This is a genomic window from Lysobacter sp. ESA13C (assembly GCF_019970005.1).
Lineage (GTDB): Bacteria > Pseudomonadota > Gammaproteobacteria > Xanthomonadales > Xanthomonadaceae > Lysobacter > Lysobacter antibioticus_B.
Genome location: NZ_JAHXYK010000001.1, coordinates 561,454 through 588,411 on the forward strand (window position 1 = coordinate 561,454; position 26,958 = coordinate 588,411).

A 26,958-nucleotide genomic window follows, 5' to 3' on the forward strand; every position below is an offset into this window, starting at 1 on the left:
AACGCCGCACCAAGGAATCCGTCATGGACTTTTCCAAATTTTTCATCGATCGGCCGATCTTCGCCGCGGTGCTGTCGATCGTGATCTTCGCCGCCGGCCTGATCGCGATACCGATCCTGCCGATCAGCGAATATCCCGAAGTCATCCCGCCCTCGGTGATGGTGCGCACGGTGTACCCGGGCGCCAACCCGAAGGTCATCGCCGAAACCGTCGCCACGCCGCTTGAAGAAGCGATCAACGGCGTCGAAGACATGATGTACATCAAGTCGGTCGCCGGTTCCGACGGCGTGCTGGCGATCACCGTCACCTTCAAGCCGGGCACCGACCCGGACGACGCGGCGGTGCGCGTGCAGAACCGGGTCAGCCAGGCGCTGGCGCGATTGCCCGAGGACGTGCGCCGGCAAGGCGTGACGACCCAGAAGCAGGCGCCGGTGTTCCTGATGGTGGTGCACCTGACCTCGCCGAACGGCAAGTACGACACCCTGTACCTGCGTAACTACGCGCGTCTGCACGTCAAGGATCAGCTCGCCCGCCTGTCCGGCGTCGGCGACGCGCAGATCTTCGGCGGCGGCGACTACGCCATGCGCGTGTGGCTCGACCCGGACAAGATCGCCTCGCGCGGCCTGACCGCCGGCGACGTGCTGCGCGCAATGCGCGAGCAGAACGTGCAGGTCTCGGCCGGCCAGCTCGGCGCCGACCCGATGCCGAACAGCGACTTCCTCACCCTGATCAACGCCAAGGGCCGCCTGCAAAGCAAGGAAGAGTTCGGCAACATCGTGGTCAAGAGCGGCACCGACGGCGAAATCGTCCGTCTGTCCGACGTCGCCCGCCTGGAACTGGGCGCCGGCGACTACAGCCTGCGTGCCCAGCTCGACGGCAAGAACGCGGTCGGCATCGGTATCTTCCAGTCGCCGGGCGCGAACGCGCTGCAGATCCAGGAGCAGGTGATCGCCAATATGGATCGCCTGTCCGAGAGCTTCCCGGAGGGCATCAAGTACGAAGCGGTGTACGACACGACCATCTTCGTGCGCGATTCGATCAAGGCGGTGGTCACCACCCTGCTGGAAGCGATCGCGCTGGTGGTGCTGGTGGTGATCCTGTTCCTGCAGACCTGGCGCGCTTCGATCATCCCGCTGCTGGCCGTGCCGGTGTCGGTGGTCGGTACCTTCGCCGCGCTGTACCTGCTCGGTTTCTCGATCAACACCTTGAGTTTGTTCGGCCTGGTGCTGGCGATCGGCATCGTCGTCGACGACGCGATCGTGGTGGTGGAAAACGTCGAACGCAACATCGAAGAAGGCCTGACCCCGCTGGCCGCGGCGCACCAGGCGATGAAGGAAGTGTCCGGCCCGATCGTCGCGATCGCGCTGGTGCTGTGCGCGGTGTTCGTGCCGATGGCGTTCCTGTCGGGCGTGACCGGCCAGTTCTACAAGCAGTTCGCGGTGACCATCGCCATCTCGACGGTGATCTCGGCGATCAACTCGCTGACCCTGTCGCCGGCCCTGGCCGCGCGTCTGCTGCGTCCGCACAGCGCGCCGAAGGATGCGCCGACGCGTCTGATCGACCGCCTGTTCGGCTGGTTGTTCCGTCCGTTCAACCGCTTCTTCGCGTCGAGTTCGCAGAAGTACCAGGGCGCGGTCTCGCGCACGCTGGGCAAGCGCGGTGCGGTGTTCGTGGTGTATGCGGTGCTGTTGGTCGCCACCGGCCTGATGTTCAAGGTCGTGCCGGCCGGCTTCATCCCGCTGCAGGACAAGCTGTACCTGATCGCCGCGGTGAAGCTGCCTGAAGGTTCGTCGATCGCACGCACCGATGCCCTGCTCAAGAAGGTCACCGATGTCGCCGCCAAGGTCGACGGCGTGCAGAACACCATGGCCTTCCCGGGCTTGAACGCGGTGCAGTTCACCAACACGCCCAACACCGGCGTGGCGTTCCTGCCGCTCAAGCCGTTCAGCGAGCGTGACCGGACCGCGGTGGAGATCACCGCCGAGCTCAACCAGAAGATCGCCGGCTTCCAGGAAGGCTTCACCTTCGCCCTGATGCCGCCGCCGATCCTCGGCCTGGGCAACGGCGCGGGCTATCAGTTGTTCATCGAAGACCGCAGCAACCTGGGTTACGGCGCCTTGCAGAATGCGGTCAGCGCGTTCCAGGGCACGATCATGCAGACCCCGGGCATGGGCTATGCGAACACGACCTACCAGGCCAACGTGCCGCAGCTCGACGCCGAAGTCGACCGCGTCAAGGCCAAGGCCCAGGGCGTGCCGCTGACCGATCTGTTCGACACCCTGCAGACCTACCTGGGTTCGGCCTACGTCAACGACTTCAATCAGTTCGGCCGCACCTGGCAGGTGATCGCCCAGGCCGACGGCTCGTTCCGCGACAGCGTCGAGGACATCGCCAACCTGCGTACCCGCAACGACCGCGGCGAAATGGTGCCGATCGGCTCGATGGTGACGGTCAAGCAGACCTTCGGCCCCGACCCGGTGCTGCGCTACAACGGCCACCCGGCCGCCGACATCGCCGGCGACGTCGATCCGCGCGTGATGTCCTCGGCCCAGGCCATGGACGTGGTCAAGGACGTGGCCGCCAAGGTGCTGCCGCACGGCATGGAAATCGAATGGACCGACCTGAGCTACCAGCAGGCCAGCCAGGGCAATGCCGCCTTGATCGTGTTCCCGCTCGCCATCCTGCTCGCCTTCCTGGTGCTGGCGGCGCTGTACGAAAGCTGGACCCTGCCGCTGGCGGTGATCCTGATCGTGCCGATGTGCATGCTGTCGGCCCTGGCCGGCGTGTGGCTCACCGGCGGCGACAACAACGTGTTCGTGCAGGTCGGCCTGGTCGTGCTGATGGGCCTGGCGTGCAAGAACGCGATCCTGATCGTCGAATTCGCCCGCGAACTCGAACTGCAGGGCAAGGGCATCGTGGAGGCTGCTTTGGAAGCCTGCCGCCTGCGTCTGCGTCCGATCGTCATGACCTCGATCGCCTTCATCGCCGGCACCGTGCCGCTGGTGCTGTCGCACGGCGCCGGTGCGGAAATCCGCTCGGTCACCGGCATCACCGTGTTCGCCGGCATGTTGGGCGTGACCCTGTTCGGCCTGTTCCTGACCCCGGTGTTCTACGTCGCCCTGCGCAAGCTGGTCGGCCAGAAGCTGGTCTCGCACGGCGAACACACTCCTCTGGAGAAGATCCATGCGTAAGTTGACCCTTCCCGCCGTGGCCGTGCTGACGCTCGCCCTGGCCGCCTGCGCCGTCGGTCCGGACTATGTCCGGCCGACCCTGGCGACCCCGGACGCGTTCGCCCGCACCGACGCGGCCGCCGCCACCGACGGCAGCGCCGTGGCCGACGCCAATGCCGAGTTCTGGCAGAGCTTCAACGACCCGCTGCTGACGCGGCTGGTCGAGGAATCGCTGTCGGCCAACCACGACCTGCGCATCGCCCTGGCCAATTACGACCGCGCCAATGCCCTGTTGCGCGGCGCCAAGTTCGACCGTTTCCCGACCATCACCGGCAGCGCCAGCGGCAGCGAATCGCGTTCGAGCTCCGACCAGATGCCGGGCGCATCGAACTCGGCGCGCGACAACGAGAGCTACAGCGTCCAGGCCAATGCGAGCTGGGAACTCGACCTGTTCGGCCGCGTGCGCCGCAACATCGAGTCCGAGCGCGCCGAAGCCTGGGCCGGCGCGGCCGACCTGCAGGCGATGCAGGTGTCGATCGTCGGCGAAGTGGCGCGCAGCTATGTCGAGCTGCGCGGCCTGCAGGAGCGCCTGCGCGTCGCCCGCGTCAACGCCGACAACCAGAAGGAAACCCTGCGCCTGGTGCAGGCGCGTTTCGACGCCGGCCGCGGCACCGAGTTCGATACCTCGCGTGCCCGTGCCCAGCTCGAAGCCACCCTGGCCCGGGTGCCGAACCTGGAAGCGCAGGTCGCGGTCACCCAGCACCGTTTGGCGGTGCTGACCGGGCAGACCCCGGACGCGCTGATCGCCACCCTCGACGAGGCCTCGGCCTTGCCGGCGCTGCCGGCCAGGTTGGATGCCGGCACCCCGGGCGAGCTGCTGCGCCGTCGTCCCGACGTCGCCGCGGCCGAGCACCGCCTGCACGCGGCCACCGCGCGCATCGGCGTAGCCACCGCCGACCTGTTCCCGCGTTTCACCCTCAGCGGCTTGATCGGTTCGCAGGCGATCGACACCAGCGCCCTGTTCGAACGCGCCAGCGAAACCCGCCTGGTCGCCCTGGGCATCGACTGGTCGTTCCTCGACATCGGCCGCGTGCGTGCGCGCATCAAGGCCGCCGACGCCACCGCCGAGGGCGAACTCGCCCGTTATCAGCAGAGCGTGTTGCTGGCGCTGGAAGACACCGAGAACGCCCTCGTGCGCTATGCGCGGGCGCGGGTCGAGGACCAGCACCTGGAACGCGCCGCGCTCGACAGCGCCAAGGCCGCCCAACTCGCGCGCGTGCGCTACGAGGCCGGCGCCGCCGACCTGTTCGAAGTGCTCGACGCCGAACGCACCCAGCTGCAGGCCCAGGATGCGTTCGCCGACGGCCGCACCCGCAGCGTCACCGGCGCGATCGCGCTGTACAAGGCGATGGCCGGCGGTTGGCCGGGCCGCGAGCCGGTGCGCGAGGGCGTGGCCCAGCGTTGATGGTTCCCCTTGACCGACGATAAAACGGGCGCGGCGGGGCTCCCTTCCCCTCTCATTCGCCGCGACCCGTCGTCGGTCTTTTTGATGCGATCCCGCCGGTCGGGCCGACCGACCGGCGGGGGTTTCCCCGGCTCGTCATTCCTGCGCTGGCGGGCTCCGCGATATCAACCGCTGGGGTGACGGCAAAAGCGCGGCATGGCGGTTCTGTCTGAGACCGGAGCGGAGTCCCCAGCTCGTCATCCCCGCGAAAGCGGGGATCCAGAGACTTCAGCGTGGCGTCGCGATAAAGCCCCGGATTGCTTATACCCGTGCGAGCACGGCCGAATGGCCGGACAGGGCGGCTCCACTGCCGATCCCGCGGCCCTTCGCCGCCAAGGTTGCGCATCCGATGCCGCCCCATGAGGTTTTCGCGGGCCATGCCGACCCGCGCCGACTCGGGCTAGACTGCGCAGCTTCATGGTTCGGGAGCGGATCCGGGTATGCGCATAGGCCTGTGGGCGCTGCTGATCGCGTTGGCCTGCGCCTGTCTGCCGGCCGCCGCGCAATCGTTGAAGGTCGAGGTCCTGCTGACCGATACCGACCTGCAGGCGCCGCCGGTCGGCGCTCCGGTGATCCGTCAGTTGGTCGCCGAGCGGCCCGAAGAATCGATCCGTTTCAGCCTGCCGCGCCGCAACGAGGGGTATTGGCTGCGCCTGACCAGCCAGCGCGCGATCGGCAAGTACGAAGGCCAGTTGCTGGTTCTGCGTGGTCCGCGCGCGATGGGCCCCCTGCTGTATTACCCGCCCGGCGCCGGCCCGCGCGAAGTCGAGGACGCCGAACACGGCGGCGTGCCGCTGATGCGCCGCGGCTGGGTGCTGGCCCTGCCGAACGGCTGGCCGCCGTCCTCGGTGGCCTATCTGCGCATCAAGGGGCGCGCGGCGATGAGCGAGATCCGCCTGTCGTTCGCCAGCATCCCCGACCTGGCCCGGCAGGAGCGCGGCGACGCCCGCTTCATGGCCGCGGCCTTCACCGCGATGATGTTGATGGCGGTGGCGATGGTCGGCGTGTGGGTCGCGTTCCGCGACTTCGTTTATCTGGGCTACGGCGCCTACCTGGCCTGCATCGCGACCTATCTGTTGCTGTTGTCCGGCGACGCCTCGGAGATGTGGGGGCTGGCCGGGCTGGCCAGCGAACCGGCGATCGGCTGGGCGCTGGCGACCCTGGCGACGATCTTCCAGCTCGGTTTCAGCCTGCGCTTCCTCGACCTGCCGCGGCTGATGCCGCGCACCGCCTGGGTGCTGCGGGCGATCCAGTGGGCCAATATGTTCTGGCTGCTGGTGCTGGTGATCATGCGCGAGCATTCCTACGGCTGGTGGTACATCGGCGGCAACCTGTTGCTGCTGCTCGGCGTGCCGCTGATGCTGGTGATCGCGGTCGCGGCCTGGCGCAAGGGCGCGCCCTACGCCGGTTATTACCTGCTGGGGTGGACCCCGATGCTGGTGTTCGCCGCCGCGCTCGCCGCGAATGCGCTCGGCCTGCGCGACGCCGAATGGGCCGAACGCGGCCTGGCCCTGACCGCGGTGCTGGAATCGGCCGTGCTCGCCCTGGCCCTGAGCCAACATGCCGCCAACCGCCACCGCATCCTGCTGCTGGCGCGGCAATCGGTCGAACGCGATCCGCTGACCGGCGCGCTCAACGCCCAGGTACTGGAACAGATGCTCGAGGCCTGGTCTTCGCCGGGCAGCCTGAACGTGAATACCTACGGCTTGCTGCTGGTCGACCTGGACGGCTTCGGCGAGGTCAACGCGCGCTACGGCCGCGCGGTCGGCGACGCCCTGCTGCAGCAAGCCCTGGCGCGCATGCGCGGGGTGTTGCGGCCCGACGACACCATCGCCCGCATGGCCGGCGACTGCTTCGGCATCGTCAGCGAATGCGAACGGGTCGAATGCGAACTGCTGGCGCGCCGCCTGGCCGACACCTTCGCCCAGCGGCCGTTCCGCATCGACGGCCACGAGATCACCATGAGCGTGAGCATCGGCCTGGCGATCTCGCAGCGGGGCGAGCAAGTCGCCGAGCTGTTCGAACGCGTGCGCCAGGCCTTGCGCAGCGCCACCGTCGCCGGACGCAACGCGGTCAGCGTCGCTCAGGGACGCGACCTCGCGACGGCTTTGCCGGCGGAGTGATTCCGCCCTCACGCGGCGCTGACGCCGCTGAGCCGCGCGCCACCGCTTTCTGAACATCGGTGCCGTTAGCCGCGATCTTCACCTGCATTGCATGGATCAGGGCCTAGCTTGGTGGCCAAGGACGCGTGTGACGTCCCTGGAATCCGACGCCGGCCATGAAACATTTCAACGCAAAGGAGGTCGGTTCGGCGGTGGCCGAGGCGATCGATCCTGGCGAATACCGCGAGCACTTCCACCGCGAGTACCGCTTCGCCGCGTACTACAGCGCCGGACGCGAATGGCCCGACTACGAACCCGCCTACCGTTACGGCTACGACAGCTATCTGGAGTGCGGCGGGCACCGCTTCGAAGAGGTCGAGGCCGAACTGGGGCGCGAATGGCACCGGCACCGCGCCAGCTCGCGACTGCATTGGACCGAAGCGCGCGAGGCGGTGCGCGACGGATGGCATCACATCGAGCGCAGCTTGCCCCACGCACTCGACCGGTCGCTGCGCTGACGGCTCGCGCGATGACCACCGCTCCCTAGGCGCTCTCCCCCGGGGAGTCTACTGGTCGCCCCTCCGGGCGGCCTTTTTTTTGCCGGCCGTGGCGGTTGGCGGCGAGCGTCGCAGCCGCGGCAACCCGGCGTTCCGCCCGCGCACTCGGCGTGCGCGGCGCGGTGGAGTAGGATGCCCCTCCCACATGCAAGAGGCCGGACCATGGCCGACAACGACAGCAAGCCGTCCCGCGAACAGGCCGAAGCCGCCGTTCGCACCCTGCTGAGCTGGGCCGGCGAAGATCCCGCCCGCGAAGGCCTGCTCGACACGCCCAAGCGCGTGGTCGAGGCCTATGGCGACTGGTTCAGCGGTTACGGCGACGATCCGCGCGAATACCTGGCCCGCACCTTCGAAGAAGTGGCCGGTTACGACGAAATGATCGTGCTGCGCGACATCGAGTTCGAGAGCCATTGCGAGCACCACATGGCGCCGATCATCGGCAAGGCCCATGTCGGTTACCTGCCGAGCGGCAAGGTCGTCGGCATCAGCAAGCTGGCCCGCGTGGTCGAGACCTACGCGCGCCGCTTCCAGGTCCAGGAAAAGATGACCGCGCAGATCGCCCAGTCGATCCAGGACGTGCTGCAGCCGCTCGGCGTCGGCGTGGTCATCGAAGGCGCGCACGAATGCATGACCACCCGCGGCGTGCACAAGCGCGGCGTCAGCATGATCACCTCGAAGATGCTCGGCATGTTCCGCGACGACGCCCGCACCCGCGCCGAGTTCCTGCGCTTCATCGACGTCGGCCCGGGCCGCTGAGTAGCGACACTCGTTGATGCGTTACTCGAGTCCGGATTCGCAGCGAATCCGCACAGCCGTCATCCCCGCGAAGGCGGGGATCCAGCTCTTTTCGGGCGAGAATGGCCGAGGTCTTTGGCTCCCCGCCTTCGCGGGGATGGCGAGCTGATGCACTGCGGTCTGCGCTTCATCGCAGCCCCTCACCCGCTTCGAGCCCCTCTCCCGTTGACGGGAGAGGGGTGAGGGCGCGACAGCCGCTCAACCCACCCTGGCGAGCTGTTCGTCCCGTGCCGCCACCGGCGCCTGCGCGCTCAACAGCGACACGATGCCCGCCGCCGCCTCGCGGCCTTCGAACGCCGCCGTCACCACCAGGTCGGCGCCGCGCACGGCGTCGCCGCCGGCGAACACCTTCGGATTGGTCGTCTGATACGGCAGCCCGGCCGCGCTCTTGCGTCGCGTCGCGCAGCTTTCGCTGGTCGCCAGCACCTTGATGCGGCCGTTGTCGGTCAACTCGATGCCCTGCTGCGCCAGCCAGGCCGGCGGGTCGGGCTGGAAGCCGAACGCGATGATGACCACGTCGGCTTCGAGCACCGACTCGCTGCCCTCGACCACTTCGGCGCGCTGACGGCCGCGCGCATCGGGCGCGCCCAAGCGCGTTTCGGCCACCCGCACGGCATTGACCGCGGTGCCGTCGCCGAGCAGTTCCAGCGGCTGGCGATTGAACAGGAACTCCACGCCTTCCTCGCGCGCGTTGCCGACCTCGCGCGCCGAGCCGGGCATGTTGGCCTCGTCGCGCCGGTACACGCAGCGCACCTGCGCCGCGCCCATGCGCACGGCGCTGCGCACGCAGTCCATGCCGGTGTCGCCGCCGCCGAGCACGACCACGCGCTTGCCGCGCAGATCCGGCAGTTCGAGCTGGTCTTCCCAGCCGGCGATCGGTTGCGAACGCACGGTTTCGCCTTCGGAGTGCACGACGCGGCCGTTCTGGACCAGGAACGGCAGTGCCGGCAGGACGTTGCGCAGATCCTGGCCGGGCAGACCGCCGTCGGTGTAGCGGTACGAACCCAGGCCCAGGAACACCGCGTCGAATTGGGCGATGAGTTCGTCCAGGCTGAGGTCGCGGCCGATCTCGACGCCGAGCTTGAACTGCACGCCCATGCCTTCGAGCACCTCGCGGCGTTGGCGCATCACCGACTTTTCCAGCTTGAAGCTCGGGATGCCGAAGTGCAGCAGCCCGCCGATGTCTTCGTAGCGGTCGAACACCACCGCCTGGATGCCGGCGCGGGCCAGGCGGTCGGCGCAGGACAACCCGGCCGGGCCGGCGCCGACGATGGCGACGCGCCGGCCGTTGGGCTTCACCGCCGACAGATCGGGGCGCCAGCCGCTGGCGAGGGCGCTGTCGACGATGTACTTCTCGACCGCGCCGATGGTGACCGCGCCGAAACCGTCGTTGAGGGTGCAGCTGCCTTCGCACAGACGATCCTGCGGACAGACGCGGCCGCAGATTTCGGGCAGGGGATTGGTCTCGTGGCACAACGCCGCGGCTTCGTGGACGCGGCCTTCGCGCGCCAGTTCGAGCCAGTTCGGAATGTAGTTGTGCAGCGGGCAGGCCCAACCGCAGTAGGGATTGCCGCAATCGAGGCAACGGCCGGCCTGCTTCTTGGCTTCGGCTTCGGCGAAGCGGCCGTACAGCTCGCCCCAGTCGCCGTCCAGGCGCAGTTGCAGCGGGATGCGCGTGGGCATCTCGCGTGAGGCATCACGGAATTGGAAGACGGACTTCTTGCTCATGAGTGGCGGCCCCGTTGGCTGCGTTGTCGTGGCGTCGTGGCTGGGGCTGCAAAAGAAAGATCAGAAGCAAATCCCCCCCGGCCCCCCTTTTTCAAAGGGAGGAGGAGTACCCGTTTGTCATGATGGAGGTGCGCCGACGCGGGATGTTCGCGCGACCCGTACGGCACTGACTGATGTTCCACCGCCGTTCCCCCCTTTGCAAAAGGGGGGCAGGGGGGATTTGCTGTTGCCGTCGCAAGCATCGAGGAAAGACTCACGCCGCACTCCTCAAGGTCTCGGCCAGCGATTCCAGGCTCGCTGCCTTCGGCTTGACCAGCCAGAACTTGCCCATGTAGTCGCGCATCTCGTCGAGGATGCGGCGCGCCCAGGCGCTGCCGGTCAGGGCGACGTGGGTTTCGAGCAGGTCGTGCAGGTGCGAGCGGTGATGCTCGAAGCCGTCGGCGGAGATGCGCAGGATGTCGATCAGCTCGTGGTTGTAGCGGTCGACGAAGTCGCGCTCGGTGTCGAGCACGTAGGCCATGCCGCCAGTGAAGCCGGCGCCGAAGTTCAGGCCGGTGCGGCCGAGCACCGCGACCACGCCGCCGGTCATGTACTCGCAGCAGTGGTCGCCGGCGCCTTCGACCACCGCGGTCGCGCCGGAGTTGCGCACGCCGAAGCGTTCGCCGGCGCGGCCGGCCGCATACAGCTCGCCGCCGGTGGCGCCGTACAGACAGGTGTTGCCGAGGATCGGCGTCTCGTGGGCGACGTAGCGCGCGCCGCTCGGCGGGCGCAGGACGATGCGGCCGCCGGCCATGCCCTTGCCGACGTAGTCGTTGGCTTCGCCCGACAGCTCGAAGTGCAAGCCGCCGGCCTGGAAGGCGCCGAAGCTCTGGCCGGCAGTGCCGCTGAAACGCAGGGTCAGCGGCGCATCGCTCATACCGCGGTCGCCGTGCAGGCGGGCGATGCGTCCGGACAAACGCGCGCCGATGCTGCGGTCGGTGTTGCGGATCTTGTAGCCGTACTCGCCGCCGGACTTGTTCGCGATGGCGTCGGCCAGATCGCTTTCGAGTTGCGCCGACAGACCGTCGGGCGCCTCTACCGGCGCGGGCATGCCGCAATGGCCGCCGTGGGCAAGGCCGGTGCCGGCGAGCAGCGGCGCCAGATCCAGGCGTTGCTGGCGCGCACTCTCGCCTTGGCTCTGCCGCAGCAGATCGGTGCGGCCGACGATTTCGCCGAGCGTGCGCACGCCGAGCGAAGCCAGCCAATGCCGCACCTCCTCGGCGAGCAGGCGGAAGAAGTTCTCCACGCGTTCGGGCAGGCCGGTGAAATGGTCGCGGCGCAGACCGGCGTCCTGGGTCGCCACGCCGGTCGCGCAGTTGTTGAGGTGGCAAATGCGCAGGTACTTGCAGCCCAAGGCGATCATCGGCGCGGTGCCGAAGCCGAAGCTTTCGGCGCCGAGCAGCGCGGCCTTGACCACGTCGAGGCCGCTCTTGAGGCCGCCGTCGGTCTGCAGGATCACCCGGTCGCGCAGGTCGTTGGCGACCAGCGCCTGGCGCGCTTCGGCCAAACCGAGTTCCCACGGCGTGCCGGCGTAGCGGATCGACGACAGCGGGCTGGCGCCGGTGCCGCCGTCGTGGCCCGACACGGTAACCAGGTCGGCGCCGGCCTTGACCACGCCGGTGGCGATGGTGCCGACGCCGGCGTGCGAGACCAGCTTGACCGAGATCAGCGCCTGCGGATTGACCTGGCGCAAATCGTGAATGAGCTGCGCCAAGTCCTCGATCGAATAGATGTCGTGATGCGGCGGCGGCGAGATCAGGCCGATGCCGGGCATCGCATAGCGCAAGCGCGCGATCAGTTCGTTGACCTTGTGGCCCGGCAACTGACCGCCTTCGCCGGGCTTGGCGCCCTGCGCGACCTTGATCTGCAGCACTTCGGCATTGACCAGGTACTCCGGGGTCACGCCGAACCGGCCCGAGGCGATCTGCTTGATCTTGGAGACTTTGTCGGTGCCGTAGCGTGCCGGGTCTTCGCCGCCTTCGCCCGAATTCGAGCGCCCGCCAAGGCGGTTCATCGCGATCGCCAGCGCTTCGTGCGCTTCGGGCGACAACGCGCCCAGGCTCATCGCCGCCGAATCGAAACGGCGCACGATGGCTTCGGCCGGTTCGACCTCCTCCAGCGGGATCGCGGTGGCGGTGTCGCTGTTGAGTTCGAGCAGATCGCGCAGGGCCGCGGTCGGGCGTTCGTTGACCGCTTCGGCGTAGTGCTGCCAATCGGCCCAGTCGCCGCTGCCGACCGCGCGCTGCAGGCGGGTGACCACGTCGGGATTGAACAGATGGTATTCGCCGCCCGGCGTGTACTTCAGCAGGCCGCCGATCTCGGGCAGGCGGTTGGCGTCCCAACCGAGGTCGGCCAGGGTCTGGTTGTCTTCCTGCAACAAATCGAAGCCGGCGCCGCTGATGCGCGAGGGCGTGCCGGCGAAACACAGCTCGACCACTTCGCGGTCCAGGCCGATGATTTCGAACAACTGCGCGCCGCGATAGCTGCCGATGGTCGCGATGCCCATCTTCGAGATGATCTTGAGCAGGCCCTTCTTGATCGCGCGGCGGTAGCTGCGGCCGATCTGCGCGACCTCGCCGTGCTTGGTACGCAGGATGCCGCGCGCGCCCAGGTCGTGCAGGGTCTGGTAAGCCAGGTAGGGATACACCGCGGTCGCGCCGAAGCCGATCAGGCAGGCGAAATGGTGCGGATCGCGCGCGGTGCCGGTCTCGATGATCAGGTTGGCTTCGCAGCGCAGGCCGACCCGCACCAGGTGCTGGTGGATCGCGCCGGTCGCGAGCAGCGCATGCATCATCAGGCATTCGCGGCGCGGGCGGCGGTCGCTGATGATCAGCAGCACGATGCCGTCGCGGGTGGCTTCCTCGGCTTCCAGGCACAGGCGCTGGATCGCCGCCTTCAGGCCTTCCTCGGCGCTGTAGTTCAGATCGATGTAGCGGTGCGACTGGTCGTACGGCGCCATCGACAGCAACTGGCGCAGCTTGCGTTGCGCGAGCACCGGCGAGTTCAGGTGGATGTGGCCGACGTTGCCGGGGCCGTCGACGAAGACATTGCCCTCGCGCCCGATCTGGGTCGCCAGCGACATCACGCAGTCCTCGCGCAACGGATCCATCGGCGGGTTGGTGACCTGGGCGAAGGCCTGGCGGAAGTGGTCGTAGAGCGAGCGCACTTGTTGCGACAGCACCGCCATCGGCACGTCGTCGCCCATCGAGCCGGTCGCTTCCTGCTCGATCTCGGCGAGCGGGCGCAGCACTTGCTCGCGTTCTTCGCGGGTCAGCTGGAACAGCTTCTGGAAGCCGGCCAGGGTGTCGTGATCGAAGGGTTCGGCGGTCAGGTTGGGGTCGATCAACTCGCTGTGCAGGTAGGTCATGCCCTGCTTGAGCCAACGCTTGTACGGCGCGCGCGCGCGGTTGATGCGGTCGATCGCCTCGGAGTCGAGCAATTCGCCCTGGTAGAGATCGGCGGCGATCATCTCGCCCGGGCCGAGCTTGCCCTTGGCCTCGATTTCCTCGACCGGCAGTTCCCACACGCCGGCTTCCGAGGCGATCAGGAAGTGGCGGTCGCGCGAACGCAGCCAGCGCGCCGGGCGCAGGCCGTTGCGGTCGAGAGTGCAGGCGGCGTAACGGCCGTCGCAGGTGACGATGCCGGCCGGACCGTCCCACGGTTCGGTGTTGAGCGCGTAGTACTCGTAGAACGCGGCGAGGTCGGCGTCCTTGTACTCCAGCGACTGGGTCGCCGGCGGAATCAGGATGCGCATGGCCTTGAGCAGGTCCATGCCGCCGGCCTGCAGCACCTCGAGCATGTTGTCGAGGCTTTGCGAATCCGAGCCGTCGGTGCCGACCACCTGGTCGAACTCGCGCAGGTCCAGCACCGGCGTGCGCCAGGCGTGCGCGCGTGCCTGCGCCCAGGCGCGATTGCCGGCGATGGTGTTGATCTCGCCGTTGTGGGCGAGCAGGCGGAACGGCTGCGCCAGCGGCCAGCGCGGCGTGGTGTTGGTGGAGAAGCGCTGATGGAACACCACCGCGCTCGCGGCCAGCTCGGGGCGCTGCAGGTCCGGATACAGTTGCATCAGCCGGTCCGGCAGCACCATGCCCTTGTAGCCGATGCTGGCCGAGGACAGGCTGACCACGTAGAAGTCCTGGAAGGCGTCGGCATCGGTCTGGCGCAGGCGCTGTTCGGCGCGGCGGCGCGCCAGGAACAACGAGCGCTGGAACCCGGCCGGGTCGAACGGCGTGGCGGCGTCGACGAAGATCTGCTCGATGCGCGGCATGGTCTGGCGGGCGAGTTCGCCGCAGGCCGCCACATCGACCGGCACCACGCGCCAGCCGGTCACGCGCATGCCTTCGCTGCGCAGGGTTTCGTTGAGTACGTCGCGGGCCTGGGCGGCCAGCGCGGTGTCGCGCGGCAGGAACACCAGGCCGGAAGCGAAGTGCGGGCCCGGACGGATGTTGGCTTCGCGCGCGATCAGGCGCAGGAAGGCGTCGGGATGGCGGATCAGCAAGCCGCAACCGTCGCCGCTGAGCCCGTCGGCGGCGACGCCGCCGCGGTGGGTCATGCGCGAGAGCGCCTCGAGGGCGCGGTCGACCAGGGCGCGGCTAGGGCGATCGTCGAGTTGCGCGATCAGTCCGAAACCGCAGCTGTCCCGCTCGTCGCGGGGGTCGTACAGACTTTGTTGCCTGGCTTGCATCGCATCTCCGGACCGGTGGGGTGTTCCGTGGATCGCTAGCTCGCTATCGCTTTACGTTGTGGTCTGACCGGGTCCTTGCATCGATGTTCTAAAACTGGTCCCTGGAGGCGGTTCCCCAACGCGAAGCGACGTTCGCGATATCGATTGGTTGGCTTGGCGGTGTTGCTGGAGGATCTTGAGGTCACTGTTACGCGCAGGGCGCATCCGCCACTGGCGCGGGACTCGTCCCGCACCGGCAGTGTCAAAACCGAGCGTGTTTCGACTAAAGCACAAATTGTGCGATGCGGCAATTCACCCATGGACGCGGAATTTGCCCTGCTTACACGCGCACGGAACTGTGAGCGCGCGCGCTCACAAGCGATTTTGTAAGCCAATGATCTCGATGGGAAAATTCTCGATTCGTCGGGCAATTAGTAACGTCAGAAACCATCGCGCGGTGACAAACGACCCTGCCGCACACTCGCCTGCGCGCTAGACTGCGCCACTCGCAAGCCTTTCGCCCCCTTTGGCATTCATGACTCCTCCCATCGCTCCTGCTTCGGGCGCGCGTCGTGCTGCGCTCGTCTTCATCTTCATCACCGTGCTGATCGACGTGCTGTCGTTCGGCCTGATCATTCCGGTGCTGCCGCACCTGATCGAGGACTTCGTCGGCGGCGACACCGCCAAGGCGGCCTATTGGGTCGGTCTGTTCGGCACCGTGTTCGCGCTGATCCAGTTCGTGTTCTCGCCGATCCAGGGCAGCCTGTCGGATCGCTACGGCCGGCGCCCGGTGATCCTGATCTCCTGCCTCGGCCTGGGCCTGGACTTCATCCTGATGGCGGTGGCCAACACCCTGCCGCTGCTGCTGATCGGCCGCATCATCTCGGGCATCACCGCGGCCAGCTTCACCACCGCCAACGCCTACGTCGCCGACGTCACCCCGCCGGAACAGCGCGCCAAGAGTTTCGGCATGATCGGTGCCGCGTTCGGCGTCGGTTTCGTGATCGGCCCGGTGATCGGCAGCCAGCTCGGCGCGATCGACATGCGCCTGCCGTTCTGGTTCGCCGCCGGCCTGGCCCTGCTGAACTTCTTCTACGGCTGGTTCGTGCTGCCCGAATCGCTGCCGCCGGAGAAGCGCACCGCGCGCTTCGACTGGGCCCACGCCAATCCGTTCGGCTCGCAGATGCTGCTCAAGCGTTACCCGCAGGTGTTCGGCCTGGCCGCGGTGGTGTTCATCGCCAACATGGCCCACTACGTCTATCCGAGCATCTTCGTGCTGTTCGCCGGTTATCAATACCAGTGGGGCCTGGACAAGGTCGGCTGGGTGCTGGCGGTGGTCGGCGTGTTCAACATCATCGTCAACGTCGCCTTGATCGGCCGCATGGTCGCCTGGCTCGGCGAGCGCCGCACCCTGCTGTTCGGCCTGGCTTGCGGCGTGATCGGCTTCATTGTCTACGGCAGCGCCGACACCGGCCTGATCTTCCTGCTCGGCCTGCCGATCAGCGCCTTGTGGGCGATGGCGGCGCCGGCGACCCAGGCCTTGGTCACGCGTCAGGTCGGCGCTCACGAGCAGGGCCGCATCCAGGGCGCGCTGATGAGCCTGGTCAGCCTGGCCGGCGTGATCGGGCCGGCGATCTTCGCCAGCAGCTTCGGCTACTTCATCGGCAAGTCGGCGCCGATCCACCTGCCGGGTGCGCCGTGGTACATCGCCGCCGCCTTGCTCGGCATCGGCCTGCTGATCGCCTGGCGCTATGCGCGCGTGCCGGCGGTGGCGCCGGCCGCAGCCGATGTCGTGGCCTGAACCAATGACACTGGCGGGCCCTCGCCGCGTCGGCGAAGGTCGGCGGCGACATCCCGACAGGAGCCTTGCATGCGTGTATTCACCGGCCTCGCCGTTCTGACCGCCGTCGTCATGCTCGGCGCCTGCAGCGGCGTCGAATATCGCGACACCAACGCCGCGGTCGATGCGCGCCCCGAATGCGCGAGCGGCCCGACGCGTCCCGGCGAGACCCCGCCGGCCTGGTGCGAGCGCAAACTCGAAGCGAAGTGGGATTCGCAAGGCGCTTCGGAAAAGGTCGACTTCAAGAAAAAGGACGACGAGCGCTGAACCTCGCGCGCTCGCGCCGTCCGCAGCCGTCGATCGCGGTTCTCGGAGGTGCGATCGGCCTTGGGGTAGGAGCGGCGCGAGCCGCGACCGCGAATCTGCGGCTGGGGACGTTCGTACGGGTGACTGCGTGGTCGCGGCTCGCGCCGCTCCTACCCTGAAAGCCGGCGTCGCGGTGGCTCAGGGCGCCATCTGTTCGAGCTCGGCCTGCGGCAGCGGCAGCAGCGCCCAGAACGCGATGCGCGACTTCGCCCAATCCTGCGCGGCGTCGTTGAGGATCTCGACCAGGGTCGCGGCGTCCTCGCCGTGTTCGGCCTGCCAAGGGCCGGCGTGTTCGATCAACAGCAGATAGCCCGGCGCCGGCCACCACGACAAGTCGTTGACGCAGTCGTTGAGCGCATCCCAGTTGTGGCCGAACCAGGCCGGGAAACGCAGGCCCGCGGCGATGCGCGCCAGCGCGTCGTCCTTGTCGGCGCAGCCGGCGAAATCGACGCGGGCGACCGCGAACTCGAGCTCGGCTGCGGCATCGGCCAGCGCACGCGCGTCGCGTGCATCGATGAAGTAGGCGCCTGCCTGGGCCGGATCGGCGAGCAACTCGCGCGGATCGATCGAGCCGCTCATCGTGCGCCTCCGTCGGCCCGCACGTCGAAGCGGGTGAAGCTGCGGTAGTGATCGCCGGTGTAGTAGTACTCGGACGGCGGATCGCCGCCGGTGACGATGCGGCGTGCGCCGCGGTCGTCGGAACGCGGCGTTTCGACCGTGTACTCGCGGTAATAGCCGCGCGGTTGCCGCGGCAGGCGTTGCTCGCGGTTCTGGAACACGCCGCCGTCCTGGCGATGCGCGAACGGGCCGCCCGCGGCGATGCGGCGCAAGGTGTCGTTCGCTTCCGGCGGCAGTGCGATCGAGGCGATCGGCGGGGTTTCGCCGTGGCCGCGTCCGGCGTTGTCGTGCCCGGCGTCATCGCGCATGGCGTCATCGCGCATGGCCGGTTGCGACTGCGTCACCGGTGCGTGCGCGGGAACGGCGGGTTGCGGCGCCTGCATGCCGCGCTGGCTCCAGACCCACAGGCCGATCAAGACCACGGCGGCGATCAGCCAGAGATTACGGCGCATCGGAGACTCCTGGCGGATAACGCCGGCAGTTTAGGCCATGAGACGTGGCTGCGCTTGCAGCTTTCGACCCGCGCCGCTGCCGGTCCTAGCGACCGCTTGGTCGCTGAATTATCCCTCGCGCTGCGCCCCGTCGCGGGCCCTGCGACGGGGTCGTGGTCTCATAGAGGGGTTCGAACGGCGCGCTCGATTCGTCGCCTTCCGCGGCACCGGGCGATCCACCACACACCCGCAAGGAGATGCATGCAATGGAGATGATCCGTGTTTCTTCCTCGGCCATCGAGGCGATCGGCTACGACCATGCGACCGGGCTGCTGAGGATCCGCTTCGTCGAGGGCCAGGACTACGATTTTCACGGCGTGCCCGAGAGCGTGAACCTGGGCCTGATCGCGGCCACCTCGAAAGGCGGCTACTACCACGCCCACATCCGCGACCACTACTCCAGCTGAGTGGCGTGATCGCTCGGGTGCCGGCGAAGCTCGATTCGCCGGCACGCGATAGCGCTAGGGATAAGCGCCGCTTCTGCGCTCAACCGCCCTGCGATCAACCGCAGCCGACGTCGACGATGACGTTCTTGTCGTCGACATGCACGTTGACGCGGCCGTCCAGATACTCCTTGGTGATCATCTGGCCGGGCTTGAGCACACGGACGGTGTGGCCGCCGGCGCTGACTTTCGCCTGCTCGACGGTGGCCGCATCGGCGGTCTTGCCGACCAGCGTGGCCTTCGCCGTTTCGGCGTTGCAGGTGCGGCGCGACGGCATCGGCGAGGGTTCGCCGGGGGCGATGCTGCTGGCGCCCTGAGCGTCGGCCGGCTCGACCGCGGCGCTCGGCATTTCATCGGCGGGGCGGGGGCCGGCGCAGGCGGCCATTGCCAGCGGCAGGGACACGGCGAGCAGCGCGCCGGACAGCAGGCGGTGCAGGGGCTGGGAGAGAGCGGTCCGGTTCGACATGGCGACGTCCTTCGCTGGATGCGCGCGCGGCGCGTTGGCCCGAGCCTGCCCCGGCACAGCTGTGCCCAAGGTTAACGCCGGCCGCGGATCCTGCGATCCGCGACCGTGCGCACAGCCCTCAACCGCAGCGCAGGCCGGTGATGGCGCCGCGTTCGTTGACGTCGATGTTGAGGCGGTCTTGCTGGAAATCCATGGTTGCCGCCATGCCGGGTGTCAGCACACGCACGGTGCGGCTGCGGGTTTCGACGCGGGCGCGTTCGACCACGTCGGCATCCGGGGCGCGGCCGATGGCCCAGCGCGCGGCTTCGGCGTTGCAGGCGGCCGGGCCGATGTCGGTCGGCGGGATCGGCGTGGCGCAGGCGGCCAGGGCGAGGCTGAGGACGGCGCCGGCAACGAGCGGACGGAATCCGATGAGGCGGTCGGTGGCAAACAGGGACATGGCGAGGCTCCGGACGTGGTCGCGGGCAGAGTGCGACCGGCGACGTGTGCGGCGTATGAAGGCCGCGGGCTGCGCAGTGTAGCCGGGGTGCTCGCGACCCAGATGACTCAATCGGGCGCTATGCGCGGCCGCAACAGCAGGCTTTGGACAGAGGGGTTGCATTCAAAGCGGATTGGCTTCGGTCGCAAGCCGCGATCGCGATCGTGGCTACCGCTGCGCCACCGACGGGCGTGCGACGGCGATGTCTCGCAGGGCCCGTCCGATGCGGCGCCGGTCGCTCAGACCGGCAAGGCCGCCTGCGCCTCGACCAGCTTCAGCATCAACTGCGCCAAGGTCACCACGTCCTGATGGTTATGCGCGGCGACGCGACGCAACAAGGCCGAACTGCCGCCGCGCAGGTAATGCAGCCACGCGGCCGGCGCCTGCGAGCCGGGCAGATCGTCCTCGCGCACGATCCGCAACAGCTCGCGTTCGATGGTCGCCAACTTGCAGTTTTCCCAGACGCCGCGATACAGGCGCCGGGTCGGGAACAGCAGGTCGACATGATCGAGCCCGGCCAGCGGATTGGCGATGCGGGCGAGGCGGTAGCGCGTATTGAGCAGCGGCGCGTCGTAACAGCGGCCGTTGTAACTCGACAGCACCGTGTCCGGTGTCAGCCACTGCGCGAACGCGCGCAGCATCGCCGGCTCGGCGGCAAGGGTGGCGATAGTGAGCTGGCGGATACGCAGGCCGTCGCCGTGCACGGCGTCGCGATGCCAGTCGGCCGCGCCGATCATGAAAGCGCGGGTGCCGGTGCCGCCGGCCAGGCCGGTGGTCTCGGTGTCGAAGAACATCAGACGGCGCGGGTCGAGCGCGTCGTCGGGACGTTTGGCGAAGGCCAGCGACAGCGAAACTTGCGGCGCCGGCAGGCTGAGGTGGACTTCGCTGAAGTAAAGGCCGGGCGCGATCTCCTGGCCGGGCACCGAGCGGTCGATGGGGCCCGGCGCCTGTGTGGGCCGCGCAGCGAATGCGGTCGGTTGCGGCAGCGGCGAAGTCCCTGGCTTGCGCTCGCGTTGCGCGATCAACCGCCGCAGGCCGTCGAGGTCGGGGCGCGCAGAGCGGATCTCGGGGAGCCCGCCTTCTCCGAACAAGGGAGTGCGGGCGTCGGGGAGCGAAGAGCAAATCTCCCCCAGCCCCTTTTTTTCAAAGAGGGGAGCGTTGGCGCCGGTGTGGGGAGAGGGGATGACTTCCGGTGCCTTCGATGCCCGGGTTGGAACGTTGGCAGGAAGCACGGAACGAACATCGTCATCGTCACGGGCCAGGCCCGCGATGCTCGTAGCCCTGGCGATCGTCGCGCTCTCTTCCCGCGAAAGCGGTTGGCTCCCCTCTTTGAAAAAGAGGGGCTGGGGGAGACTTGCCTTGTCACTCGGCGTTCCCGCATCTGCGACCGCGCGCCCCGCCTGCCGCTGCAACATGCGCAGCTTGGCGATATCGATGCTCACGCGTCCTCGCCTTCGCCGAGCAAGCGCAGCACTTGCCGCGCCAGCGATTTCGGCGTGTTCTCGTTGCGGCTTTCGTCCGCCGCCAGGATCGGGCCGACGCAGGCCGGGCAGCCGGCGCGGCAATCGCAGCGTTCGATCAGTTCGCGCGCGCGCGTCACCAGTTCGGCCTGACGCAGCCACAAAGGTTCGCTGAGCCCCACGCCGCCCGGGAAGTTGTCGTACAGGTACACCGTCGGCACGAACTGCTGCACGTCGAGGGAGGCCATCGCCGTGCCCGGCACCAGTTCGTGGCCGGCGCCGCGCAACTGCCCGCGCCCGCCGGCGTCCTGGGTCGCGAACCAGGCGCCGTCGCCGTTGCCGACCGACTTCTGCAGATCGCGCGCGTCGGCCATCACCGCGACGGTGGCGACCACGTGCAGCGCATGCGCCGCGCCGAGAAAGCCGTCCAGCGCATCTTGTTTCGAATCGAACCGCGACAGCAGCACGCCCTGCGGCAGTTGCCACCACACCGCGGTGGTGTGCAGCTCCTGGTCGGGCAGGTTGACCGGGCCATAGCCGATGTTCTCGTGGGTGTAGTAGCGGATCTTTTTATAACCGGCGACACGCCGCACCACGTGAACTTCGCCGTGGTGGCTGTCGCCGCGCCCGGCCTCGCCGCCGTCGAAACGGTCCAGTACCTTGAGCTTGGTGTAGTCGATCGAATCGGTGTAGTAGTCGACCTGGGTACGGGTGACATAGGCCTTGCGGCCTTCCCAGTCGAGGCGTTCGACCTGGTAGGGCAGCGACTGGATCATGTGGATCGCGCCTTCGTACAAGGTCAGCGCAGCGGCCGAGTAGTCGACTTCGGCGATGATCGCCTGGCGGCCGTCGCTGCGGTCGACCACGACGAAGTTGCCGTCGGCGACCGAGCGCAGGCTGACCGCATTGGCCGGATAGCTGTCGGCGATCCACTCCCAGCGCTCGCCTTCGCGATGGACCACGCCGGTCTCGGCCAACGCTTGCAGGTACACCTCCGGATCGATCGGGCCGAACGCCTCGCCGTGCTGGAACGGCAGTTCGAAGGCGGCGCAGCGGATGTGGTCGAACAGGATCAACGGTTGATCCGGGGCGATGCGCGCGTGCTCGGGCGGGGCGTCGGCGAAGAAGTCCGGATGGCGGACCACGTATTGATCGAGCGGCTGCGAATTGGCCACCAGCACGCCGAGTGAAGGCTGCTGGCGGCGCCCGGCGCGGCCGAAGCGCTGCCAGGTCGCCGCGACCGAGCCCGGGTAGCCGTTGAGCACGACCACGTCGAGGCTGCCGATGTCGACGCCCAGCTCCAGCGCCGAGGTCGAGACGATGCCGTCGATACGGCCGTCGCGCATCGCCCGTTCGGCCTCGCGTCGCTCGGTCGGCAGATAGCCGCCGCGATAAGCGCGGATGCGTGCGGGCTTGCGCGGGTCGTGGTCGAACACGTCCTTGAGGTATTTGGTCAGCACCTCGACCATCAGCCGGGTCTGGGCGAACACCAGGGTCTTGAGCCCGGCCTTGATCGCGATGCGGGCGATGCGGTTGCTCTGCGAACGCGCCGAGGCGCGCAGGCCGAGGTCGGCATTGACCACCGGCGGGTTCCATAGCAGCACGTGCTTGTCGCCGGTCGGCGCGCCGGATTCGAGGATCGCGCGCACCGGGCGCTCGATCAGGGCCTGTGCATGCGCCTGCGGGTTGCCGATCGTGGCCGAGCACAGGATGAATTGCGGCGCGACGCCGTAGAACGCGCAGATGCGCTTGAGCCGGCGCAGCACGTCGGCGACATGGCTGCCGAACACGCCGCGATAGGTGTGGATTTCGTCGATGACGATGTAGCGCAGGTTCTCAAAGAACTGCGCCCACTTGGTGTGATGCGGCAGGATCGCCTGGTGCAGCATGTCCGGGTTGGACACGACGATGTCGCCGTGCAGGCGGATCGCCTGGCGCGCATCGCCGGGGGTGTCGCCGTCGAAAGTGAAGGCCTTGACCCCGAGGTCGCCGGCGCGGTTGAGCTCCAGCAGCTCGGCGACCTGGTCCTGGGCCAGCGCCTTGGTCGGGAACAGGTACAGCGCCTTGGCGCCTTGGGTCATCGCCGCGGCCAGTACCGGCAGGGTGTAGCACAGCGACTTGCCGGACGCGGTCGGGGTGACCACGGCGACGTCTTCGCCAGCCTGGGCGGCGTCCCAGGCTTCGGCCTGGTGGCTGTAGAGGCGGTCGATGCCGCGCGCACGCAGCGCCGCCTTGAGCGGTTCCGGCAAGGCCTCCGGCAGCGGTGCATAGCGGCCCTCGCGGCCGGGCAGGGTGAAGCGGCCGGTGATGCGGTCGCGGTAGCGGTGCTGCAGGCGCTCGGCGAGCGCGCCGCCGTGGCGGGCGTCGACGGCTTCGTCGGCGCGGGCCAGGGCGCGCTGCGCGGCCGCGGCGGGGACGAGGTCGCGCTGGGAGGGATCGATCAAGGCGGACATATCGAGGCGGGCGACGGCTGCAGGGGCGGAGTCTCGTTGTACGCGACGACAATCTCAGTCCGTGAGACGGCGTGCCGACCCGGACTGACGATCAGGCACCTGCTCGTGCCGTTCGTCCCATGGCGCTTCACTAAGCAAACTCGAATCGGTGTTATGGCTCGGCCACAACGTCATCGACGATGTTGCGACAACCGTACTTGCACTCAAAAGACGAACATGGCGCTTACGAAGACTCAATCGGGATCGGCATAGGCAGCCGACATCCCGAATCAAGATCGAGTGCCGCATGGAAGAGCGCAGGGACATGGCCGACATCTCGCATCGCATGCGTTCGCAAGGCGATCGTTACGGCCGTCGATTCAGCACCAATTAAATGGAGATTAGATCGTGACCGATGAAAATAAAGGATATCCGACCGGTACGCGTCGTTTGCAGGGGCGTTCGAATGCAGGTCGCCAGCCGTTGTTGAGCGTCATGGCATCGGCTTGCATCGTGGCGGCGACGCTGGCCGTGCAGAGCCCGCTTGCGGCGGCCCAAGCGAAGCCGGATGGCCAGGTCGTAGCGCCGCTGGGCAGCGGCAAGGCGGCGGCGATTTTTGCAAGCAAGGATCGACTCAAGATAGAGGCGATGCTGACCGACGAACTGCAGCGCATCGTCGATCGACAGAAACGTCTGGAGGGGCAGGGCAAGGTCGTTCGCGTCAAAGCGAGCCTCGACATAACCAGCAAGGCTCTCGTCATCGATCTGAGCAGGGCCTATGTGCCGAAGTACAACGGCGGGCGCTTCGAAGACCAGCAGCACGAGCTGGCGATGGCAGCGATGTCGATTCTGAGCGGAACGATCGCCATCGATGAGGTCAGATTCTTGTTCGACGGAAAGAGCATCCACAAGTATTTTCCGCAAGACGAAATTGCGCCGAGACAGCCCAAGGCCACGGCGGTAGAGCCGGCCGACCTGGTGGTCGTATCTGCGGCGCATGGGTATTACTACCTCTATGGCGCTAATACTTGGAAGCTTCAGCGTCCGACGGCTCCCCACGGAGTCTTCGAGGACTTCATCACCCAGTACCTGGGTCAGCACCTCGAGGGGTACTTGGGCGCGCGTTCGGCGGCGAACCTGGGGATTCCGCGCAGTCACGCCACCACAACCCATCTTCCTTCCGGCCAGCCGTGGTGGAAGATGTCGGCGCGCACCTATCTGGAAAGCCAGTTTCCGGATAACCCCAGCATATGGAGCACTTCTGACAATCAAGGCGACGATCGTCAGTACAATCAAGACATCAATGCCCGCCCTATGTTCGCCAACCACATCAATGCGACCGCGCTACTGAACATCCATACGAATGCCGACGACGGCAGCGGAACCGCACGCGGAACGATCGTCGCCTACCATACCGGTCGCGAGACCAGTCGAGCGCTCGGCAGCAGTGTCCTGTGTTACATGGCCGAGCAGATTCATGCGGTCCCCGGTTATGCCAGCTTTCCCGTCGCGGCCGCTCCGACTGGATTCACCAATAAAGGCGAGAACGAACTGGCGCATATGCCGGCGATCATCGTCGAAACCGCCTTCCACACCAACGCGACCGATGCCGCGGCCCTTCAGGATACGAATTTCCAGAAGGGTGCCATGAGGGGTGTGGAAAAAGGCTATCGCATGTGGCGCCAAGGCAAACCGTGCACGACACAGGCGATCGCCTCGATCCCCGCGGCTACCGGCAACATCAATACCGCGTTCCCGGTAACGGTCAACTTCCAGGGCTACCCGCAGCTTCCGGTCAAGGCCGAAACGAAAGTCGTGAGCTGTCCGGCGACCTGGAACTGCAGCAACATGGTGAAGTCGACGACCATGCTGTCGCAGACGCAGTTGCAATACCAGATTCTCTGCACGAGTCCAAATCAGGTGGCCGACGCTTCCTTCACCGTCGATACCACGCTGGTCGACGCGGACGGCGTGCGTACACAGCCGGTTCGCAACACCTATACCTGCAAATGGCCGGCGACGTAGATCAGCCCTGTGCTCTGCCGGGCGAGCGTTGTCGGTTAGAGCGCTCTTCGTATGGGCCGCTCGGGGTTCCATTCGTTTGACTGAGGTGGCGCCGCACTGCCTGAGGCAGTGCGGCGCAGTCGCTCCCGATGGGGCCGGGCGGACACCGCAGGCAAACCGATAGCGCGATCTGCCGGACGCGTCGCCAAACCCGGCGTCGCCTCCGGCCGGGGCTTCCAGTGAAGAGCCGGTATGGGCGTGGCGCTGGTATCCCTCGCTTACCGCCCCACGGTTCAGCCCCGTCGGGCCGGGGGCACTGTATCCTTGCGCGCCGCAGAACCCTCAGTTTCCCCATGAAGATCGGTATCGATTTCGGCACCAGCTATTCGGCCGCCGCGGCCCTCGTCGACGGCGAGGTCCGCACGATCCGCTTCGGCGACGAGCGCCAGTTCCGTACCACGGTGTATTTCCCGGAGGCGGTGCCGGACCCGAGCCAGTTCGAGCTGACCGACGCGCTGGAAGCCGAGGTCGAGGCACAGGTGCGCAATGCGCGCACCCAGCAGACCCGCGCAATCAACGAGGCGCAGGCGCGGCGCGAGCACGCCGCGCGTCTGCCGGCGGAACAGCGCGAGGCGGCGCTGGCGATGATCCCGACGCCGGCGCAGCGCTCCGAGCAGGACCTGCGCCGCGACGCCGTCCGCGCGGTGCGCCGGCAGTGGCTGGAACTGCAGGTGCGCGAAGCGCGCGCCTCGGCGGCCTCGCTGCAGAACGCGGTGTATGGCGAAGAAGCGGTCGAGGCCTATCTGAGCGAAGGCTTCGGCAACCTGGTGCAATCGCCCAAGTCGATGCTCGGCTACCAGCTCGCGCCCCACGTGCGCCAGACCATCGTCGGCATCGCCGGCTACATCCTCGAACACATCCGCCTGACCGCCGGCCAGCAGCTCGGCGCCAACGTGCGTCGCGCCGTGCTCGGCCGCCCGGTGCAGTTCCGCAGCTCGCTCGGCGCGGCCGGCGGCGACCAGGCCCTGGAGATCATGACCGAGGCGGCGGCCAGCGCCGGCTTCGACGAGGTCAGCTTTCTCGAAGAACCGGTGGCGGCGGCGCTGGGCTATCACGCGCAGAGCGCCGATCGTCACCGCACCCTGGTCGTCGACATCGGCGGCGGCACCACCGACATCACCCTGGCCGAAGTCGGCGGCCCGCAGGCGCCGGTGGTGCTGGGCTCCTGGGGCATCGCCCGCGGCGGCGTCGACGTCGACCTGTCGCTGAGCCTGTCGCGTTTCATGCCGCTGTTCGGCAAGGGCGCGACCCGGGTGCCGGCGCACCATTACGTCGAGGCCGCGACCGTGCACGACGTGGTGCGTCAGCGCGAGTTCCAGCGCCGCGACAGCTACCGCGAAGTCGACGCGCCGTTCGGCCCGCGCCTGATTTCGCTGCAGCAGGCCGGCAACACCACGCGCCTGAGCCGCGCGGTGGAGTCGACCAAGATCCAGTTGAGCACGCAGGGCGACAGCCAGGCCACGCTGGACTACATCGAGCGCGATCTCGGCTTGGCCTCGACCGCCGACGACCTGGCCCGCGCGGCCGACCCGTTCCTCGGCAACCTGGCCGAACTGCTGCGCGAGGTCGGTGCCGAGATTGGTGAGGCCCCGGCCGCGGTGTTCCTGACCGGCGGCATGTCGCGCGCGCCCTACGTGCGCGAAACCGTGCGCCAGTGTTTCCCGAACGCGCGTCAGGTCGCCGGCGACGCCTCGCTCGGCGTGGTGTCGGGGCTGGCGTTCGCGGCGGCGCGGGGCTGATCGGCGGCCTGCACAGGACTGCGCCGCCGCAGGACTTGTGATCCAATCGCGCCATGCCTGCGT

Annotated in this window: 18 protein-coding genes; 10 read left to right on the forward strand and 8 right to left on the reverse strand. The window is 67.9% G+C overall.

Annotated features, from left to right (window positions below):
* Positions 1-23 precede the first annotated feature (23 nt).
* The 5 genes from LC490_RS02565 (at position 24) to folE (ending at position 8,089) form a co-directional block, all read left to right on the forward strand.
* Positions 24-3,191 carry a multidrug efflux RND transporter permease subunit gene (locus tag LC490_RS02565; protein WP_223619186.1) on the forward strand — a complete coding sequence of 1,056 codons (3,168 nt, stop codon included), beginning with the start codon at positions 24-26 and terminating at the stop codon, positions 3,189-3,191.
* Positions 3,184-4,635 carry an efflux transporter outer membrane subunit gene (locus LC490_RS02570; protein ID WP_223619187.1) on the forward strand — a complete coding sequence of 484 codons (1,452 nt, stop codon included), beginning with the start codon at positions 3,184-3,186 and terminating at the stop codon, positions 4,633-4,635. Before LC490_RS02565 ends, LC490_RS02570 begins: the two co-directional genes overlap by 8 nt.
* 479 nt (positions 4,636-5,114) lie before the next feature.
* Positions 5,115-6,797 (forward strand): diguanylate cyclase, encoded by a 1,683-nt coding sequence (locus tag LC490_RS02575; RefSeq protein WP_031371807.1) that lies wholly within the window; start codon positions 5,115-5,117, stop codon positions 6,795-6,797.
* 155 nt (positions 6,798-6,952) lie between these two features.
* Positions 6,953-7,294 carry a hypothetical protein gene (locus LC490_RS02580; RefSeq protein WP_223619188.1) on the forward strand — a complete coding sequence of 114 codons (342 nt, stop codon included), beginning with the start codon at positions 6,953-6,955 and terminating at the stop codon, positions 7,292-7,294.
* 201 nt (positions 7,295-7,495) lie between these two features.
* The gene (gene folE / locus LC490_RS02585) at positions 7,496-8,089 is read left to right on the forward strand and encodes a GTP cyclohydrolase I FolE (RefSeq protein ID WP_031371805.1); all 594 of its coding nucleotides are present in this window, start codon (positions 7,496-7,498) and stop codon (positions 8,087-8,089) included.
* Between the two features lie 237 nt (positions 8,090-8,326).
* Here folE and LC490_RS02590 read toward each other — a convergent pair whose 3' ends face one another.
* Positions 8,327-9,856, reverse strand: coding sequence for an FAD-dependent oxidoreductase (locus LC490_RS02590; RefSeq protein WP_031371804.1), 1,530 nt, complete (start codon positions 9,854-9,856; stop codon positions 8,327-8,329).
* A 253-nt stretch (positions 9,857-10,109) separates the two neighbouring features.
* Complete coding sequence (gene gltB, locus LC490_RS02595; protein ID WP_223619189.1) at positions 10,110-14,579, reverse strand: glutamate synthase large subunit; 4,470 nt, start codon at positions 14,577-14,579, stop codon at positions 10,110-10,112.
* Between the two features lie 514 nt (positions 14,580-15,093).
* On the opposite strand from gltB, the gene LC490_RS02600 reads away from it, so the two are divergent.
* Positions 15,094-16,359, forward strand: a complete 1,266-nt coding sequence (locus LC490_RS02600; RefSeq protein ID WP_223619190.1) for a TCR/Tet family MFS transporter — start codon at positions 15,094-15,096, stop codon at positions 16,357-16,359.
* Positions 16,360-16,428: 69 nt separating this feature from the next.
* Positions 16,429-16,665 carry a hypothetical protein gene (locus LC490_RS02605; RefSeq protein WP_031371801.1) on the forward strand — a complete coding sequence of 79 codons (237 nt, stop codon included), beginning with the start codon at positions 16,429-16,431 and terminating at the stop codon, positions 16,663-16,665.
* 177 nt (positions 16,666-16,842) lie between these two features.
* Here the strand turns inward: LC490_RS02605 and LC490_RS02610 are convergent, their stop codons facing one another.
* A complete protein-coding gene (locus LC490_RS02610; RefSeq protein ID WP_057916109.1) occupies positions 16,843-17,283 on the reverse strand; it encodes a barstar family protein in 441 nt (146 codons plus the stop codon).
* Entirely contained in the window at positions 17,280-17,774 is a 495-nt protein-coding gene (locus tag LC490_RS02615) for a ribonuclease domain-containing protein (RefSeq protein WP_223619191.1), read from the reverse strand. The genes LC490_RS02610 and LC490_RS02615 overlap by 4 nt, the downstream gene beginning before the upstream one ends.
* Before the next feature lie 245 nt (positions 17,775-18,019).
* Here LC490_RS02615 and LC490_RS02620 point away from each other — a divergent pair, with 245 nt between their 5' ends.
* Positions 18,020-18,220, forward strand: coding sequence for a KTSC domain-containing protein (locus LC490_RS02620; protein WP_223619192.1), 201 nt, complete (start codon positions 18,020-18,022; stop codon positions 18,218-18,220).
* 94 nt (positions 18,221-18,314) lie between these two features.
* Here the strand turns inward: LC490_RS02620 and LC490_RS02625 are convergent, their stop codons facing one another.
* From LC490_RS02625 to LC490_RS02640, 4 genes are all read right to left on the reverse strand, one after another.
* A complete protein-coding gene (locus LC490_RS02625) occupies positions 18,315-18,722 on the reverse strand; it encodes an I78 family peptidase inhibitor (RefSeq protein ID WP_223619193.1) in 408 nt (135 codons plus the stop codon).
* 118 nt (positions 18,723-18,840) lie between these two features.
* Positions 18,841-19,161, reverse strand: a complete 321-nt coding sequence (locus tag LC490_RS02630) for an I78 family peptidase inhibitor (RefSeq protein WP_223619194.1) — start codon at positions 19,159-19,161, stop codon at positions 18,841-18,843.
* Positions 19,162-19,439: 278 nt separating this feature from the next.
* Positions 19,440-20,642 (reverse strand): ribonuclease H-like domain-containing protein, encoded by a 1,203-nt coding sequence (locus LC490_RS02635; protein ID WP_223619195.1) that lies wholly within the window; start codon positions 20,640-20,642, stop codon positions 19,440-19,442.
* On the reverse strand, positions 20,639-23,101 hold the full coding sequence (locus LC490_RS02640) for a DEAD/DEAH box helicase (RefSeq protein WP_223619296.1): 2,463 nt from the start codon (positions 23,099-23,101) through the stop codon (positions 20,639-20,641). Before LC490_RS02640 ends, LC490_RS02635 begins: the two co-directional genes overlap by 4 nt.
* A gap of 399 nt (positions 23,102-23,500) precedes the next feature.
* Between LC490_RS02640 and LC490_RS24565 the strand changes: the two genes are divergently transcribed.
* Both LC490_RS24565 and LC490_RS02650 read left to right on the forward strand, forming a co-directional pair.
* Entirely contained in the window at positions 23,501-25,117 is a 1,617-nt protein-coding gene (locus LC490_RS24565) for an N-acetylmuramoyl-L-alanine amidase (protein WP_223619196.1), read from the forward strand.
* A 332-nt stretch (positions 25,118-25,449) separates the two neighbouring features.
* On the forward strand, positions 25,450-26,895 hold the full coding sequence (locus tag LC490_RS02650; RefSeq protein WP_223619197.1) for an Hsp70 family protein: 1,446 nt from the start codon (positions 25,450-25,452) through the stop codon (positions 26,893-26,895).
* Positions 26,896-26,958: the final 63 nt, after the last annotated feature.